Here is a 15636-nt window from a genome sequence, read left to right as displayed (position 1 = left end):
GAGTCCATGGCTCGCATGACAGGAACCGCGCACCGCGCGGAGACGCTGCTGGGCCACGGCGTCATCTCCACGACGCCCGTCGCCGGCGGCGACATCTGCACCACCACCCGTCTGCGCCTCACCGACGGTCGCAACGCCGTCATCAAGACCAGGCCGCACCCGCCCACGGGCTTCTTCCAGCGCGAGGCCGCGGGCCTGCGCTGGCTCGCCGAGGCCGGCGGCGCTCCCGTGCCCGAGGTGCTGTCCGTCGCGGACGACTGCATCATCCTGGCCTGGGTGGAGTCCGAGAAGCCCTCGGGCGACTCTGCCGAGCGTCTGGGACGGGCTCTCGCCGCCACCCACGCGGCGGGCGCCGACACGTTCGGGCTCGACGTCGACGGCTTCATCGGCCTCGCGCCGCTGCCCAACCGGCCCCTGCCCACGTGGCCCGAGTTCTTCGCGTCGCGCCGGGTCATGCCGTACGTCCGCGCCGGAGTCGACCGAGGCGCACTCACCTCCGACGAGGCAGCCGTCATCGAGCAGGCCATGCGCCGCATCCACGAGCTGGCCGGACCGGCGGAGCCGCCGGCGCGCCTGCACGGCGACCTCTGGTCGGGCAACGTCGTGTGGGGGACCAACCACACCGCCTGGGTCATCGACCCCGCTGCGCACGGTGGTCACCGCGAGACCGACCTCGCCATGCTGTCGCTCTTCGGGCTGCCCCACCTCCAGCGCGTCATCGATGCCTACGACGAGGCCGCTCCCCTCGCCGACGGCTGGCAGGACCGTGTGCCGCTGCACCAGCTGCACCCGCTCCTCGTGCACGCCGTGCTGTTCGGCGGCTCGTACGGCAGCCGTGCCGCAGCGGCCGCGCAGGCCGCCCTCTCCGCCTGACCCGCCTCCTCCGCGGCCCGGGTCCCCAGGGCGGTGAGTGTGTCACCCATCGGCACGTCGGAGCGGTGACAGGCTCACCGCTGCGGGGGCGTCAGGTGACAGGCTCACCGCCCCGGACGGGTCCGGCCGGGCCGAGACTCAGCCATTGCTCAGCCGGAGCGGGCAGACTGGGCACCATGAAGATCCTCGTCGTCGACGATGACCGCGCCGTGCGCGACTCGCTCCGCAGGTCCCTGGAGTTCAACGGCTACTCCGTCGAGCTCGCCTCCGACGGCGCCGAGGCCCTCGCGCGGGTGCCGGCGACGTCGCCCGACGTCATCATCATGGACGTCATGATGCCGCGGCTCGACGGCCTCGAGGCCACCCGCGCGCTCCGGAGCGCGGGGAACGACGTGCCCATCCTCGTGCTCACCGCGCGCGACGCCGTGACCGACCGCGTCGACGGCCTCGACGCCGGGGCCGACGACTACCTCACCAAGCCGTTCGCGCTCGACGAGCTCCTGGCCCGCGTACGCGCGCTGCTGCGCCGCACCGCTCGTCGCATGGACGGCGAGGACGACGAGGAGCCGCTCGTCTTCTCCGACCTCACGCTCGACCCCGTCACCCGCGACGTCAGCCGCGGCCAGCGCGCCATCTCGCTGACGCGCACCGAGTTCGCCCTGCTCGAGCTGTTCATGCAGCGCCCCAAGCGCGTGCTGGAGCGCTCGTTCATCCTCGAGGAGGTCTGGGGCTTCGACTTCCCCACCACGGCCAACTCGCTCGAGGTCTACGTCGGCTACGTCCGGCGCAAGCTCGAGGCGGAGGGTGAGGACCGGCTGCTGCACACCGTGCGGGGCGTGGGCTACGTCCTGCGCGAGACGCCTCCGTGAGCCAGCCCGGGTCCCCTCGGGGCACCGCCCTGGGGCGGCCGCGTGAAGCCGTGGACCGGACCATCGAGGCCGTCCACGAACGCATCCAGCCGCTCACGAGTCGCGCCTCGCTCGCCACTCGCGTGGTCGCCCTGACCGCTGCAGCCGTCGTCGGGATCCTCGCCGTCGTCAGCATCGGTCTCTACGTCACGGTGCGCGCGCAGTTCAACACGTCCCTCGACGAGTCGCTCCTCCGCCGGGCCCACACGGCCGTGGAGGCGGGGTTCGCCGAGCAGACCATCCAGGGCACGCCCACGGCCTCGCTCGCCCTCGCCGACGTCAAGGTCGCCGTGGTCCGCGGCGGACGACTGTTCTCCGACCTCGGCACGGCGGCCCGGCCGTACATCGGCTACCAGGAGCTCGAGGTCTCCATCGGCGAGACAGCGGAGTCGGCCCGGTCGGTCAAGATCAGCGGGCGGCCCTACCGGGTCGTGGCGATCCAGGCCGGAAACGGCACCGCACTCGTGCTGGCGCAGTCCATGGAGGGTCAGCAGGACGCGCTCGAGCGACTCCGCCTCATCCTCATCATCAGCACGCTCGGCGGCGTGTTCGTCGCGACGGTCGCCGGCTGGGCGGTGGCCACCAACGGCCTGCGCCCCGTCCGCAGGCTCACGGGCGCCATCGAGAACGTGGCCCGCACGGCGGAGCTCACGCCCATCGAGGTCACCGGCACCGACGAGCTGGCCCGCCTCACGATCGCCTTCAACCAGATGCTCCTCGCCCTCGACGCGTCGCAGGAGCGTCAGCGTCAGCTCGTAGCCGACGCCGGGCACGAGCTGCGCACGCCGCTCACGAGCCTGCGCACCAACATCGAGCTGCTCGGCCAGGCCGCGGAGGACCAGGAACGCAGCCTCTCCGAGGGCCAGCGCCGCGAGATCATGGACGACGTCCGCGCGCAGCTGCACGAGCTCACGACGCTCGTGGGCGACCTCGTGGAGCTCGCGCGCGAGGACCCGGTCGGCCGCGACCCCGAGGAGCTCGACCTCGCCGACGTCGTCCAGGCCGCCGTCGACCGCGTCAGGCCACGCGCCGCGGGCGTCACGCTCGACGTCGAGCTGGAGACGTGGCAGGTCCTCGGCGAGCCGCCTCTGCTCGAGCGCGCCGTCACCAACCTGCTCGACAACGCCGTGAAGTGGAGCCCTCCCGACGGCACGGTGACGGTCCGCCTCACGGGCGGTCAGGTCGTCGTGTCCGACGAGGGCCCCGGCATCTCCGCCGAGGACCTCCCGCACGTGTTCGACCGGTTCTACCGCTCGAGCGAGGCCCGCACCCTGCCCGGCTCCGGCCTCGGCCTCTCGATCGTCCGCAGGGCCGCCGAGCGCCACGGCGGCACCGTGAGCGCTGCGTCCGCGCCCGGCGAGGGAAGTGTCTTCACGATGACGCTTCCCCTGGCATCGGAGGGCTAAACGCCCAGGTCAGGGCCAAGATCTTCTCGGACTCACACGCGTGGCTCAGCGGGTTCTCAGAGATACGGAAGAATCTTGTCCCATGACCGACCCGAACGATCCCTTCGCCGCGCGCCCTTACGTCCCGCCGACGCAGCGAGGCGACGACGCGTCCGAGCAGACGCCCGCCCCGCACGACCCCGCCCCGCAGGGCGAGGCACCGACCGGCTCTGCCCCCGCTGCGCCGTCGTCCTCGGTCCCCCCGGAGCGTGAGCCGGAGCAGCCCGCGCCCGCGTCCGACCCCTACACGCACCGGTTCGAGTCGCCCGATGCCTCGAGCCGGCCGCAGCAGCCGCCCGCCGGCGACGAGCCCACGGTCAGCTTCCCCACGGCCGTCACGCAGCCCACGCCGCAGCAGCCGGCCGACACCCAGCTCTCGGGTGGCAACACCTACGGGTCTGACCCCTACGCCGCGCCCCAGGCCTCGTCGCACCCCACCGCCGAGCAGCCGTCCCACGCCGAGGGGTCCGGCCACCCGTTCGGCGTGGCCGCAGCGCCGGCGCCCTCCTCGTCCGGCCCCGACAAGCCGCGCAAGGGCGGACGTCGGCTCGCGGGCGCGCTCGCCCTCGTGGTGCTCGCCGGTGCCGCAGGCGTCGGCGGCGCATGGGGCTATGACGAGCTCCGCGGCGACGACGGCGGAACCTCCACCGTCTCGGCCCTCGAGGCCGACACCTCCAGCACGGGCGACGACACCCCGGCCGGCCAGGTCGAGAAGGTGGCCACCGCCGTCCTGCCGTCCACGGTCCAGATCAACGTCTCCGGGTCCGGCGAGGCCGGCTCCGGCACGGGCATCATCCTCACCTCCGACGGCGAGATCATGACCAACAACCACGTCGTCGAGGTCGCCGCCGAGGGCGGCACCGTCACGGTCGCGTTCAGCGACGGGACCAACGCCAAGGCCAAGATCCTGGGTCGCGACCCCAAGACCGACCTCGCCGTCATCAAGGTCGACGGCAAGACCGGGCTCACGCCCGCCACGCTGGGCAGCTCGGCCGACCTGAAGGTCGGCCAGGACGTCGTGGCCATCGGCTCGCCGTTCGGTCTCGAGAGCACCGTGACGAGCGGCATCATCTCTGCGCTCAACCGACCGGTCGCCTCGAGCGACGGCACCGGCGGCGACACCACGGTCTTCCCCGCGGTGCAGACCGACGCGGCCATCAACCCGGGCAACTCCGGCGGCCCGCTCGTCGACCTGAAGGGACGCGTCATCGCCATCAACTCCGCGATCCGTTCCAACGGCTCCACGAGCGCCGACTCCGGCTCCATCGGCCTGGGCTTCGCGATCCCCGTCGACCTGGCGAAGAACGTCGCCCAGCGACTGGCCAAGGGCGAGAAGGTCGAGCACGCCCGCATCGGTGTCACCGTGTCGCCGGCGGTCTCCACCGACGACATCACGGGCATCGGCGCCGAGGTCGAGAAGGTCACCGACGGCAGCGCCGGCGCGAAGGCCGGCCTCAAGAAGGGCGACATCATCACGGCCGTGAACGACATCCCCGTGGGCAGCTCCAACGCGCTCGTGGCCTCGATCCGCGGCTACCAGCCCGGCGAGGAGGTCACGGTGACGTACCAGCGTGACGGCAAGACGGCCACCACCAAGGTGACCCTCGAGTCCGACGGCGGAGACACCGAGGGCTGATCGCGCATCACCCCGACGTCGGACCCAGGGAGCACTGCTCCCTGGGTCCGTCGTCGTGAGGGGTCGGGACGGTGCGCCGGGGTGACGGGATCTTGCGGTGACCTGACCGGAACCCTGCTCGCCCCTGTCCGGGGCGACCCCTAGGTTGTCGACGTGAGCTCCCGCGACCTGTCCGTCCCCGCACTGGTCGTCACCGTCGTGCTCTGGGCGTCGGCCTTCGTGGGCATCCGGGCCGCGGGCGACGCCTTCGAGCCCGGTCCCCTGTCGCTCGGGCGGCTGCTCATCGGTGCCCTCGCCCTCACCCTCGTGGCCAAGCCATGGAAGCAGACCTTCCCTCGCGGCGGCACGCTCGGCCTCGTCGTGCTCTACGGCGTCGTCTGGTTCGGCGCGTACAACGTGGCTCTCAACGCGGGCGAGACCTACCTCGACGCAGGCACGTCGGCCCTCGTGGTCAACATCGGCCCCATCCTGATCGCGCTGCTGGCCGGGTGGATCCTCAAGGAGGGCTTCCCCAAGCCGCTGCTCGTCGGGATCGCCGTCGCCTTCGCGGGCGTGGCCGTCATCGCCGTCAGCACCCAGCACAGCTCGTCCGTCGGATCGGCCAGCTCCACCGGTGTGGTCCTGTGCCTCGCGGCTGCGGTGTTCTACGCCGTCGGGGTCCTGGCGCAGAAGCCCACCCTCGTCACGGTCACGCCGGCCATGTCCGTCTGGATGGCGTGCTGCATCGGCGCCGTGGTGTGCCTGCCGTTCGCCCCGGCGCTCGTGCGCCAGCTGGGCGACGCCTCGGGCTCCGACATCGCCTGGCTCGTGTACCTCGGCATCTTCCCCACGGCCGTCGGCTTCAGCACGTGGTCGTACGCGCTCAAGCGCCTCTCGGCCGGCCAGGTGGCGTCCACCACGTACCTCGTGCCGGCGGTCGCCACCCTCATCTCCTGGGTCGTGCTCAGCGAGGTGCCGGCTCCGCTCGCGTTCGTCGGCGGTGCGTTGTGTCTCGCCGGTGTCGCCGTCACGCGCTACAGGCCTCGCCGCCCCGAGATGCGCGAGGACGAGGACCGTCGCACCGTGGAGGCATGAAGGTCGGAGACAAGGTCAGCTGGGACACGTCCCAGGGCACCACGCACGGGAAGATCGTCGAGCGCAAGACCAAGGACTTCCAGCTCGCCAAGCAGCAGTGGCGGGCGTCCGAGGACGAGCCCATGTTCGTGGTCGAGAGCGAGAAGACCGGCGCCCGGGCCGCGCACAAGCCTGACGCGCTGCGCGCCCGCTCCTGACTCAGCCGATGAGGTCGAGCACGAGGTCGCGCAGGATCCCGAACCCGTTCTGGGTGAGGACCGACTCGGCGTGGAACTGCACGCCGCGGTAGTGCGGGCCTGCCACGAGGTGGATGTCGCCCGTGGCCTCGTCGCGCTCCACGGTCACGCCGTCGGGCAGTCCCGCGTCCGGCACACGGGCCACGAAGGTGTTGTAGAACCCCACGGTCTCCTGACGACCCAGCACCGGCAGCCGGCTCTGCGTGCCCTGGAAGACGATGTCCTTGAACACCAGGTCGAGACCGATGGTGCGGCTCAGCACCTGGTGGCCGAGGCAGACCGCGAGGAAGGGCTGCTCGCGCGCGAGCAGGTCCTGGACCACGCCGCCGATGACGGCGATCTTGGCGTCGTCGGTGTCGCGGGGGTCGCCCGGACCGGGGCCCACCACGACGAGGTCGTAGTGGTCGAGCGCGTGACCGTCGTCGGCCCACTGCGCATAGTGGTCGTGCCGCACGACGTCGGTCGTGAGGCCGAGCACGCCGAAGACGTGGCCGAGCATGTTCACGAAGTCGTCCTCGCCGTCCACCACGAGGACGCGCTTGCCCCGGAGCGTGGCCTCGGGGGCCGCACCGGACTGGTCGGTGAGCCAGAACTGGCTGAGCCGCTGGTTGCGGGAGCCGAGCGCGATGAGCACCTCGTCGTCGCGCGTGTAGGCGTCGGGGTCGAGCGTGCCCGGTGCCGTGGCAGGGACCGGGGCAGCCTCGACGAGCCCGAAGGCCGACAGGATGCCCGATGCCTTGGCCCACGTCTCCTGCGTCTCGTAGGCGGGGTCGGAGTCGCGGACGAGCGTGGCGCCGGCGGTGACCTTGAGGTGTCCCTCGAGGTCGACGTCGGCGGTGCGGATGAAGATGGGAGCGTCGGCCATGGGCAGGCCGTCGGCGTCGTGGCCGATGAGCGCGCCGATGGAGGCGTAGTACCCGCGGCCCTGCGGCTCGTAGCGGGCGATGAGGCGGCACGCGTTCTCCACCGGGCTGCCCGTGACGGTGGCGGCGAACATGGAGTCGCGCAGCACGGCCCGGACGTCGCGGTCGGTCCGTCCCGCCAGGAGGTACTCGGTGTGGACGAGGTGGCTCATCGGCTTGAGGTACGGACCCAGCACGAGCCCGCCCTCGTGGCAGATGTCGCACATCATCTTGAGCTCCTCGTCGACGACCATGAAGAGCTCGTAGATCTCCTTCTCGTCGGCGAGGAAGCGGAGCAGCTCGCGCTTGCGGTCGGCCTGCGTCTCGAGGCCGCGCATGCGGAACGTGCCGCTGATGGGGTTCATGCGGACCTGGCCCGCCTCGACGCTCACGTGGCGCTCGGGGGAGGCGCCGATGAGGTAGCGGTCGCCCGTGAAGATGCAGAACGTCCAGAAGGCGCCGCGCTCGCGCTCGAGCAGCCGGCGGAAGACCGTGAGGGCACGGTCGTGGCCCCAGTCGGAGACCTGGGCGCGGTAGTGCCGACCGATCACGAGGTTGGCGCCCTCGCCCTGGCCGATCTCCTCGTCGATGATCTGGCGGACCACCTGGGCGTAGTCGTCGTCGGAGGTCTCGAACCCGCCGCGCTCGACGAACTCGATGGGGGTGTCGGGCAGCTGGTCGAGGAGCTCCGCGAGGGCCACCTCGGCGCCGAGGTCGGCGCGGATGACGCTGAGCGGGGTGCCGTCCTGCTGCGCCTCGAAGCCACGCTCACGCACCTGGGCGAACGGCACGAGGGACAACGAGTCCCAGGCGATGCCGTTGTCGACCCGCTCCATGGGGATGTCGGCGAAGGAGTCGACGTCGACGCGCGGTCCACCGACGAGCGTGACGACGTCGGAGTCGCGCACGCGGATGACGGCCCACGCGGGCTGCTGGAGCAGGGTGTCGAGCTGGGTCATGTCTGGGTCTTCCTCGTGGGCTCGCCCGCGGACGGGACGAAAAACGCCCAGCCCCGGTGCGAGGGGTCTGGGCGTGCAGCGGACAGTCCTCCTCTAGCGGAGGCGCCACCAGGTGATGGTCGAAAGGGCTGTCATGGGAGAGAGCCTAGCGGCTCGGGCCGACGGCACGAGCGACCACCCGGACCGTCCTGGTCCTCCGCCGGACCGGAGCGGTGCACGGACCGAGGGGTGCGCGCTGCCAGACTGGCCTCGTGGACATCGACGTCGACCTGATCCGGCGCGACCTCGCGCAGCTCGTCAGCTATGCCAGCACGGGTGGCAGCGAGGCCGAGGTGGGGGCGCAGCGCTGGTGCGCCGCCACGATGCAGGGCCTCGGGCTGGAGGTCGACCTGTGGTCCCTCGACCTCGACGCGCTGCGTGCCGACCCCGACTACCCCGGCGAGGAGGTCGAGCGTCACGAGGCGTGGGGCTGCGTCGGCACCGGCGGTGGCGAGGGCACGCCCGAGCTCGTCCTCAACGGCCATGTCGACGTGGTGCCCTCGGGCGACCCCGACTGGTGGACCGGTCACGACCCCTGGGGCCTGCACGAGTCCGACGGCCGGTGGTACGGACGCGGGGTGTGCGACATGAAGGGTGGTGTCGTGGCCATCCTGGCCGCCGTCCGCGCCGTGGGCGACCAGCTGACCCGCCCCTTCGCGGTGCACACCGTCATCGGCGAGGAGGACGGCGGTCTCGGGACGTTCGCCACGCTGCGTCGCGGCCACACCGGCACGGCGTGCCTCATCGCCGAGCCCACGGCAGGCACCGTGGTCTCCGCCAACGCCGGCGCCCTCACCTTCCGCCTCGAGGTGCGCGGTCGCTCCACGCACGGCTCGCGCGCAGGCGAGGGTGTGAGCGCGCTCGACCTCTTCGAGCACGTCCACGCCGCTCTTCGCCGCCTCGACGCCGAGCGTGCCCGTCTCACGGTCCCGCCGTTCGGCGAGCGGCCCTGGCCCATCAGCGTCGGCATCGTGTCGGCCGGCGACTGGGCCAGCACCGTGCCCGACCAGCTCGTGGCCGAGGGACGCTTCGGCATCATGCCGGGCGAGTCCTTCGCCGAGGCCACGGCGGTGTTCGAGCAGGCCGTCGCCTCGGTCGACGACCCCTGGCTGCGCGACCACCCCGTCCAGGTCACGTGGCCCGGCGGGCGGTTCGCCGCCGGCTCGCTCCCGGACGGTCACGCCTTCGGCGCCGACGTCACCCGTGCCGTCGAGGCCACCGGCGCGGACTCGCCGCCGTTCGTGGGAGCCCCCTACGGCTCCGACCTGCGCCAGTACGCGGCTCACGGCGTGCCCACGGTCCAGTACGGACCGGGGCACATCGAGGACGCCCACGCCGTGGACGAGCAGGTGGCGATCGACGAGGTGGTGCGGTGCGCCGAGGCGTACGCGCACCTGCTCCTGCAGCGCTGCCGCTAGGCCCGGGCCGGCCGCACGGTCACGGCGTGGTGCTGGAGTCGTCGCCGCGCGGGCTCGGGGTGAGCGGGACGTAGTCCTCCGGCTCGATCGAGCCTCCGGGCTCGATCCGGACGACCTGCAGACCCACCGGTCGGCCGTCCTCGAACGTCACGATCGTGGTCTGGGCCTCGCGCCGCAGGCCTGTCCCGAGCGCGAAGGCGTACACGGCGCCTCCCGTGGTGCCCGTCGTCAGCGCTGTGGTGCTGCGACCGTTCTCGCCGGTGACCGTCGTCGGGCCCACCTGGCGGTGGAGGTGACCGGAGAGGACGAGGTCGACGCAGCCCGAGCGCGCCAGCTTCTTGGACGAGGCTGCGCTGTGGGTGATGGCCACGGCCGAACGACCGTCCTTGCACGCGGCCTCGGTGAGGGTGGAGTCCTGCTCGCGCACGGCCGAGATGTTGTCGGACTCGTCGCCGCTGTACCCCGCCGTGAGGCCGGAGCTGCGGGGGTCGGAGTCGCCGATGAAGCGGATGCCGGCCACGTCGACCGGCTCGCCGGACAGGAGCGTGAAGCCGTTGCGCCGCATGGCCTTCTTCACCATGGTGCCGGTGTCGTGGTTCCCGGCCACCGAGACGACCTCGAACCCGCGGAAGATGCGCGCCAGGGAGTTGATGCTGAACTCCTCCCACGAGGCGCCGTTGGACGTGTCGTCGCCGAGGTCGAGCAGGATCTTCGCCTGGGCCGTGTCGGCCAGGACGCGCACCACCGGGTCCATGGCAATGTTGTCGTGCCGGTCGGTGACGACCACCGCCGTCGTCTGATCCTCCTCCGGCTCGCGGATCCCGGTGACGGACCGCGCGGTGGTGGCCAGGGTGTCGTAGAACTTCTGCGACTCCTGGTAGGTCCGCACCGCACCCTCGACGAGCGACTTCCCGCTCGTCGTGGCCGAGCCGGTGGAGACCTCGAGGCGCTCCAGGACGGGGTCGGACGGGAGCTCGGGGAAGACCGAGCGGATGGGCGCCCACCCCGGAGGCGTGGCGCCTCCGCCGGGCTGCGGCGCCGCGACCAGGACCAGGCCCGCCGCCGCCACCACCGTGCCGGCCGTCAGGCCCACGAGGACGCGGCGGCCCGGACGACGCACCGTCCGGACGATCTCGGAGCGGCGGGCGGGTCCCACCGCGATCCAGCCCACCACACCGACCAGGACCACGAGCAGCGCGACACCCGCGCCACGGGCGACGGACTGCCACCACACGGTCTGCACGGTGTCGCGGATGCGGGCGATCTCGCCGTCGGGCTGGGACGCGATGACCGCGTCGCGCGACAGGACCTGGTCGAGGTTGCCGGAGTCGCTGTCGCCCAGGTCGAGCCGCACCCCGATCCCCAGCGGCGCGTCCGACGGGATGCGGAGCTGCGGGAGGAGTGGTCCGGCGTTGATGACGACGTTGCCCGAGAAGGTGGGGCGCAACGTCGCCTCATGGGCCCCGATGGCGACCGCGCGCTCCTGCGACTCGAAGTGCGCGCGGGCGACGCCCACCCCTGCCGCCGCGGCGAGAGCCAGCAGCAGCAGGACGGCGGGGAGTCGCCTCAGGACAGTCGGGAGCGCCACGTGTCCGAGGTTGCCACGGTGCTCAAGCGCTGGGTGGCGCGGGTCAGGACGACGTAGAGCGTGCGCCAGCCGGCAGCCGACTCGGCCACGATGGCGTCGGGCTCGACCACGACGACGCCGTCGAACTCCAGGCCCTTGGTGTCGAGCCCGTCGAGCAGGCGCAGCCGGCCCTCGTGCTCCTTCAGGAGCGGGCCGAGCGGCACGGCGAGCCACTCCAGGTCGTCGTGGGCGGCCACCACGGCCACGCTGCCCTCGACGTCCTGCAGCATCCGGGCGACCGCCTCGACGAGCGTGGGCTCCAGCTGGGCGCCGGGCACCACCGCGTGCTCGGGCTCGAAGCCCGTGCGCCGCACGGCCTCGGCGAGGTCGGCGTCGGGCACGGCGTACGCCACCACCTTGGCCGCGAGGTCATAGACCTCGGCGGAGTTGCGGTAGTTGGTGGAGAGTCGGAACCGGTGCTCGGGCTTGTTGGCGAGAGCCTCGTCGCGTGCCGTCTGGGCCTCCTCCGGGAAGGGCCACGACGACTGTGCGTGGTCGCCGACGATGGTCCAGCTGGCGCCGCGGCCGCGTCGGCCGAGCATCCGCCACTGCATCGGCGAGAGGTCCTGGGCCTCGTCGACCAGCACGTGCGCGTAGCCGTCGTCCTCGATGCTGCGGGTGGAGCGCATCCGCTCGTCGCGCTCCTCGTGCTCGCGGCGCTCGAAGCTCATGAGCTGCTTGGGGCCGCCCTCCCCCTCGTCGTCGGTCTCGGGCACCTCGCCCACGAGGTAGCGCAGCTCGTCGATGAGCGGGACGTCCTCGATGGTCATGGCACCGTCGCGCCACGACGAGCGCAGAGCAGCCAGCTCCTCGCCCGTGAAGGCGCCGTTGGCCAGCTCGGCGATGCGGTCGGGCAGGGTGCGCCAGAGGTCGACGGCCTCGACGACGGGCCACCACGCCTCGACGAAGTCGACGAAGGAGTCGTCGCCGCCGATGGTGTCGGCGAAGCCCTCCTCGCCCTTCTCGAGGGCGCGCTCACCGGCCACCTGGCGCCAGAGCTCACGGACGAGAGCCTCCGGCACCTTGGCGTACGCCCGGTTGCGGGGCTGACCCGAGAGCAGACGGCGACGGACGCCCGAGAGGATCTTGGCGTCGAGCACCAGGACGTCGTCCTTGTAGAAGTACCTGAACCTCGTGGGCTCGCCCCGCTGGGGCGACGTGGCGAGCCGGCGCAGGACGGGGAGCATGCGCGACGACCCCTTGGCGGCGGCAGCCACCGGCGGGGAGTGGTCGTGGGCGCGGACGCCGTCGACGACCTCACCGAGCGAGCGAAGGCTCACGCTCGTCTCACCGAGGCTCGGCAGCACCCGCTCGATGTAGCTCATGAAGACCGACGACGGACCCACGACCATGACGCCACCGGCCTCGAAGCGCCGCCGGTCGTTGTAGAGCAGGTAGGCCGCACGGTGCAGGGCCACGACGGTCTTGCCGGTACCGGGGCCGCCACCGATGATCGTGGCGCCCCGGGCCGGCGCGCGGATGGCCTCGTCCTGCTCCTTCTGGATGGTGGCGACCACGGAGTGCATGGAGGAGTCGCGGGCGCGGCTCAGGCTCGCGAGCAGCGCACCCTCGCCGACGACGACCATGTCCTCGGGCGCGTTCTCGGCGTCGAGCAGGTCGTCCTCGACGCCGATCACGGTGGAGCCGACGTTGCGCAGGACGCGGCGCCGGATCACGCCGAGCGGGTCCTGGGCGGTGGCCTGGTAGAAGAGCGCGGCCGCCGGGGCCCGCCAGTCGATGAGGATGATCTCGCGCTCGGCGTCGCGGACACCGATGCGTCCGATGTAGCGCGGCGCGTCCTCCACGAGGTCGAGCCGGCCGAACACCAGGCCGTCGTGGGCGGCGTTGAGCGCGGCGAGCCGCTTGGAAGCCTGGAAGACCATCGCGTCGCGCTCGACGAGACCGCCCTCGTGCCCCATGTGCCCGCGCTCGTAGCCCTCCTTGACGAGGGACCGGGCCACCTCCGCGGACTGCTCGAGGCGTTCGTGCACGTGGTCGACGTAGGCCTGCTCGGCCTCGATCTCGGCCTCGGCGACTTCTTGTGACGTCACGCCACTCCTTGCTCTTTTACGGGCACCTGAGTCTACGCCGTCGCGAGCCCCTGCGGACCGACGGGCGGGGTCGCGCCCGTCACGTCGACGACGCCCGCTCACCCCGGCGTTGCAACGGATGGTGTTCCGGCACCGACCCGGTGGACGAATTCTCATCAGCTTCCGAGACGGCCACGCTGTGCCGGTGTGATCCACCTGACGTCGCGCTCGGCACACTGACCCTCGGCACGGGCCTCCCGGAACCTCTGGCCAAGGGCCCCCTGGTGTGAGAATCTCGCGCCAGGGGGTTCTTCATGTCAATCCGTATGTCTTCGATGTCCATCCGCTCCGCCACCGTCTCGGCCGTCGCACTCCTGCTGGTCGTCGCCGCGCTGGTGTCACCGCCGCGTGCCGACGCCGCCACGGCCACCAGCACCGTCCGCGGCGCCGTGACGCTCGGAGGCAAGCCCGTGCCCGGGGTCACCGTCACGGTCTATGCCGCCGAGGACGAGAGCCGCGAGCAGTTCGCTCGCGTCGCCACCCGGGCCGACGGCTCGTTCTCCGCGCCGTTCAGGACGACGAAGAACGAGATCGCGTCCAACCGGTACTGGATCGAGATCGACGACCCGACCCATACCGTCATCGCGGCACGACGCGACTTCACGCCCCGGTACGGGCAGACCGTGGTGAGGAGCGCCGCGGTGCACTCCGCCGGTCAGGTCACCGGCTACGTCAAGCTCCCCACGGGTACCGACTTCTCACGCCTGCGCGTGCAGGTCGAGGGCCCCACCGACGGACAGGCCAATCGCGGCAACGAGGACAACCCGCGCCTGGTCTACCCCTCCACGGTGGGCACGCGCCCCTCCGGCTTCTTCCGCGTCTGGGGACTTCCGCCGGGCGACTACCGTCTCACCCTCACCGACCCCACGCTGGAGTACCAGCCCGAGTGCCACGACGGCTCCGTGCCCGCGGCCGATCCCGAGGCCGGCGGGTACGAGGCCTGCACCATCACACCCATCTCCATCGCCTACGGCCAGAAGAAGTCCACCACCACGCAGGTGCTGAACGTCCGCTCCGCCACGATCTCGGGCCGCGTCCGCACGGTCGACGGGACGGCCGTCGACCTCAGCGACGGCAACGCGGTGCGCGCCGTCGACTCCCAGGGACGAGGCGTCTATGCCTCCTCCAACTCCTCGGGCGTCTTCCGCTTCCGCGGGCTCCGACCGGGCAGCTGGAAGATCTCCACCTTCCTCGACTCGCGGTACGAGGACTCCTACTACGGCGGCGACGGCACGGCTGCCGACGCCGAGCCCGTCGAGGTGGGGGCCGGCGCGAAGGCCACCGGCGTGAACATCTACGTGCGCCAGGCCTCCCGCACCTACGCGACGGTCAAGCCCGTCACCGGCGGGGCTGGCTTCACCGTCGCGGTCCGCAAGGTGGCCGACCGGTCCCCCGTGCAGGGCGTGGTGGTGGTGGTGCTCGACGGCGAGCGGCGCACCGTCGACCTCGACAGCGTCGGCCGAGGCACGGTCACCATCACCGGCATCCCGAAGGGCAAGCGGTCGTGGAAGGTCGCCTTCCTGGGCACCGCCGAGGCCGGGACGTCCCGCGTGCTGGGCTCCGTCACCGTCCCGTGAGCCCGTCGCACCGACGGACCCGGGCGCACCGCCGGACCGCCGTCGCCCGGTCCTAGCCCCGCTTCCGCTCCAGGAAGGCGAGCATCGCGGCGCGGGCCTCGTCGCTGCCGAACAGTGCCGCGGACTGCTCGGCCACACCACCACCGAGCGCGTCGATCCGGGCGACGAGGTCGTGGTTGAGGAGCTTCTTGGTCTCGCGGAAGCCCTGCGGGTAGCCGGCCGAGAGATCCGTCAGCACGGCCGCGAGCTCGCCGGCCAGGGAGTCGTCGGGGACGGCGCGGGTCACGAGGCCCAGCCGCGCCGCCTCGGCCGCGTCGAAGGTGCGACCCGTCAGGAAGAGGTCGGCGGCGGCTCGGTCGGTGAGTCGCGGGAGGAGCGAGAGCGAGATGACGGCCGGCGCGAGCGCGAGACGCACCTCGGTGAGGGCGAACGAGACCGACTCCGCGGCGAGCACGATGTCGGCCGCGCCCACGAGGCCGAGGCCTCCGGCCCGGACCGGGCCGGCCAGGACGACGACCACGGGCTGGGGGAGCGTGGCGATCTGGCGCTGCATCGCCACGAGCGCCTGCGCGCCCTCGACCATGCCGCCCGACGCGGCCTCCGAGAGGTCGGCGCCGGAGCAGAAGACCCGGTGGGCCGAGCGCAGCACGACGACCTTGGCGTCGGGGTGCTCCCCCGCCGCCGTGAGCCGGTCGGCCAGCTCGGTGACGAGCTGGCGACTCAGGGCGTTGCGGTTGTGCTCGCTGTCCAGCGTGATGGTGGCGACGCCGTCGGCGACGTCGAGGTGCACGAGCTCAGTGGGCATCCGGACCTCCGGGAGAGTTGAAGTGACCATAGGCCGGGCGGAGCCCG

Annotated in this window: 12 protein-coding genes; 8 read left to right on the top strand and 4 right to left on the bottom strand. The window is 72.2% G+C overall.

Annotation, left to right across the window (positions count from 1 at the left end):
* Positions 1 to 6 precede the first annotated feature (6 nt).
* The 6 genes from ASD11_RS16320 to ASD11_RS16295 all read left to right on the top strand — a co-directional run bounded on the left by ASD11_RS16320 (position 7) and on the right by ASD11_RS16295 (position 6133).
* Positions 7 to 873 (top strand): fructosamine kinase family protein, encoded by an 867-nt coding sequence (locus ASD11_RS16320; RefSeq protein WP_056290012.1) that lies wholly within the window; start codon positions 7 to 9, stop codon positions 871 to 873.
* Between the two features lie 176 nt (positions 874 to 1049).
* Positions 1050 to 1742 carry a response regulator transcription factor gene (locus ASD11_RS16315; protein WP_056290009.1) on the top strand — a complete coding sequence of 231 codons (693 nt, stop codon included), beginning with the start codon at positions 1050 to 1052 and terminating at the stop codon, positions 1740 to 1742.
* Positions 1743 to 1792: 50 nt separating this feature from the next.
* Positions 1793 to 3187, top strand: coding sequence for a sensor histidine kinase (locus tag ASD11_RS16310; RefSeq protein WP_235503383.1), 1395 nt, complete (start codon positions 1793 to 1795; stop codon positions 3185 to 3187).
* An 82-nt stretch (positions 3188 to 3269) separates the two neighbouring features.
* Positions 3270 to 4862, top strand: coding sequence for a S1C family serine protease (locus ASD11_RS16305; RefSeq protein ID WP_082554515.1), 1593 nt, complete (start codon positions 3270 to 3272; stop codon positions 4860 to 4862).
* Positions 4863 to 5015: 153 nt separating this feature from the next.
* Positions 5016 to 5936, top strand: a complete 921-nt coding sequence (locus tag ASD11_RS16300; protein ID WP_056290006.1) for a DMT family transporter — start codon at positions 5016 to 5018, stop codon at positions 5934 to 5936.
* Complete coding sequence (locus tag ASD11_RS16295; RefSeq protein ID WP_056290005.1) at positions 5933 to 6133, top strand: DUF2945 domain-containing protein; 201 nt, start codon at positions 5933 to 5935, stop codon at positions 6131 to 6133. The genes ASD11_RS16300 and ASD11_RS16295 overlap by 4 nt, the downstream gene beginning before the upstream one ends.
* 1 nt (position 6134) lies before the next feature.
* On the opposite strand, the gene ASD11_RS16290 is transcribed toward ASD11_RS16295, so the two are convergent.
* Positions 6135 to 8033: an anthranilate synthase family protein gene (locus ASD11_RS16290; RefSeq protein ID WP_056290002.1), complete on the bottom strand. Its 1899-nt coding sequence runs from the start codon at positions 8031 to 8033 to the stop codon at positions 6135 to 6137.
* A 251-nt stretch (positions 8034 to 8284) separates the two neighbouring features.
* Here ASD11_RS16290 and ASD11_RS16285 point away from each other — a divergent pair, with 251 nt between their 5' ends.
* Complete coding sequence (locus ASD11_RS16285) at positions 8285 to 9490, top strand: ArgE/DapE family deacylase (protein ID WP_056289999.1); 1206 nt, start codon at positions 8285 to 8287, stop codon at positions 9488 to 9490.
* 19 nt (positions 9491 to 9509) lie between these two features.
* Here the strand turns inward: ASD11_RS16285 and ASD11_RS16280 are convergent, their stop codons facing one another.
* Together ASD11_RS16280 and ASD11_RS16275 are read right to left on the bottom strand one after the other, a co-directional pair.
* Complete coding sequence (locus ASD11_RS16280) at positions 9510 to 11078, bottom strand: metallophosphoesterase family protein (RefSeq protein WP_056289998.1); 1569 nt, start codon at positions 11076 to 11078, stop codon at positions 9510 to 9512.
* Positions 11057 to 13168 carry a HelD family protein gene (locus tag ASD11_RS16275; protein WP_056289995.1) on the bottom strand — a complete coding sequence of 704 codons (2112 nt, stop codon included), beginning with the start codon at positions 13166 to 13168 and terminating at the stop codon, positions 11057 to 11059. The genes ASD11_RS16280 and ASD11_RS16275 overlap by 22 nt, the downstream gene beginning before the upstream one ends.
* Positions 13169 to 13461: 293 nt before the next feature.
* Here ASD11_RS16275 and ASD11_RS18860 point away from each other — a divergent pair, with 293 nt between their 5' ends.
* Positions 13462 to 14784, top strand: a complete 1323-nt coding sequence (locus tag ASD11_RS18860) for a hypothetical protein (protein ID WP_156464852.1) — start codon at positions 13462 to 13464, stop codon at positions 14782 to 14784.
* Positions 14785 to 14836: 52 nt separating this feature from the next.
* Here the strand turns inward: ASD11_RS18860 and ASD11_RS16265 are convergent, their stop codons facing one another.
* Entirely contained in the window at positions 14837 to 15589 is a 753-nt protein-coding gene (locus ASD11_RS16265) for an enoyl-CoA hydratase-related protein (protein ID WP_056289990.1), read from the bottom strand.
* Positions 15590 to 15636 lie beyond the last annotated feature (47 nt).

It is taken from the genome of Aeromicrobium sp. Root495, from assembly GCF_001426755.1.
Classification (GTDB): domain Bacteria; phylum Actinomycetota; class Actinomycetes; order Propionibacteriales; family Nocardioidaceae; genus Aeromicrobium.
This window is presented reverse-complemented; position numbering and strand designations above follow the sequence as displayed.

What these genes read in the sequence shown, in the direction of transcription:
- ASD11_RS16320 (WP_056290012.1), top strand. Translation starts at nt 7, where the DNA reads ATGGCTCGCATGACAGGAACCGCGCACCGCGCGGAGACGCTGCTGGGC.
- ASD11_RS16315 (WP_056290009.1), top strand. Translation starts at nt 1,050, where the DNA reads ATGAAGATCCTCGTCGTCGACGATGACCGCGCCGTGCGCGACTCGCTC.
- ASD11_RS16305 (WP_082554515.1), top strand. Translation starts at nt 3,270, where the DNA reads ATGACCGACCCGAACGATCCCTTCGCCGCGCGCCCTTACGTCCCGCCG.
- ASD11_RS16295 (WP_056290005.1), top strand. Translation starts at nt 5,933, where the DNA reads ATGAAGGTCGGAGACAAGGTCAGCTGGGACACGTCCCAGGGCACCACG.
- ASD11_RS16290 (WP_056290002.1), bottom strand. Translation starts at nt 8,033, where the DNA reads ATGACCCAGCTCGACACCCTGCTCCAGCAGCCCGCGTGGGCCGTCATC.
- ASD11_RS18860 (WP_156464852.1), top strand. Translation starts at nt 13,462, where the DNA reads ATGTCAATCCGTATGTCTTCGATGTCCATCCGCTCCGCCACCGTCTCG.
- ASD11_RS16265 (WP_056289990.1), bottom strand. Translation starts at nt 15,589, where the DNA reads ATGCCCACTGAGCTCGTGCACCTCGACGTCGCCGACGGCGTCGCCACC.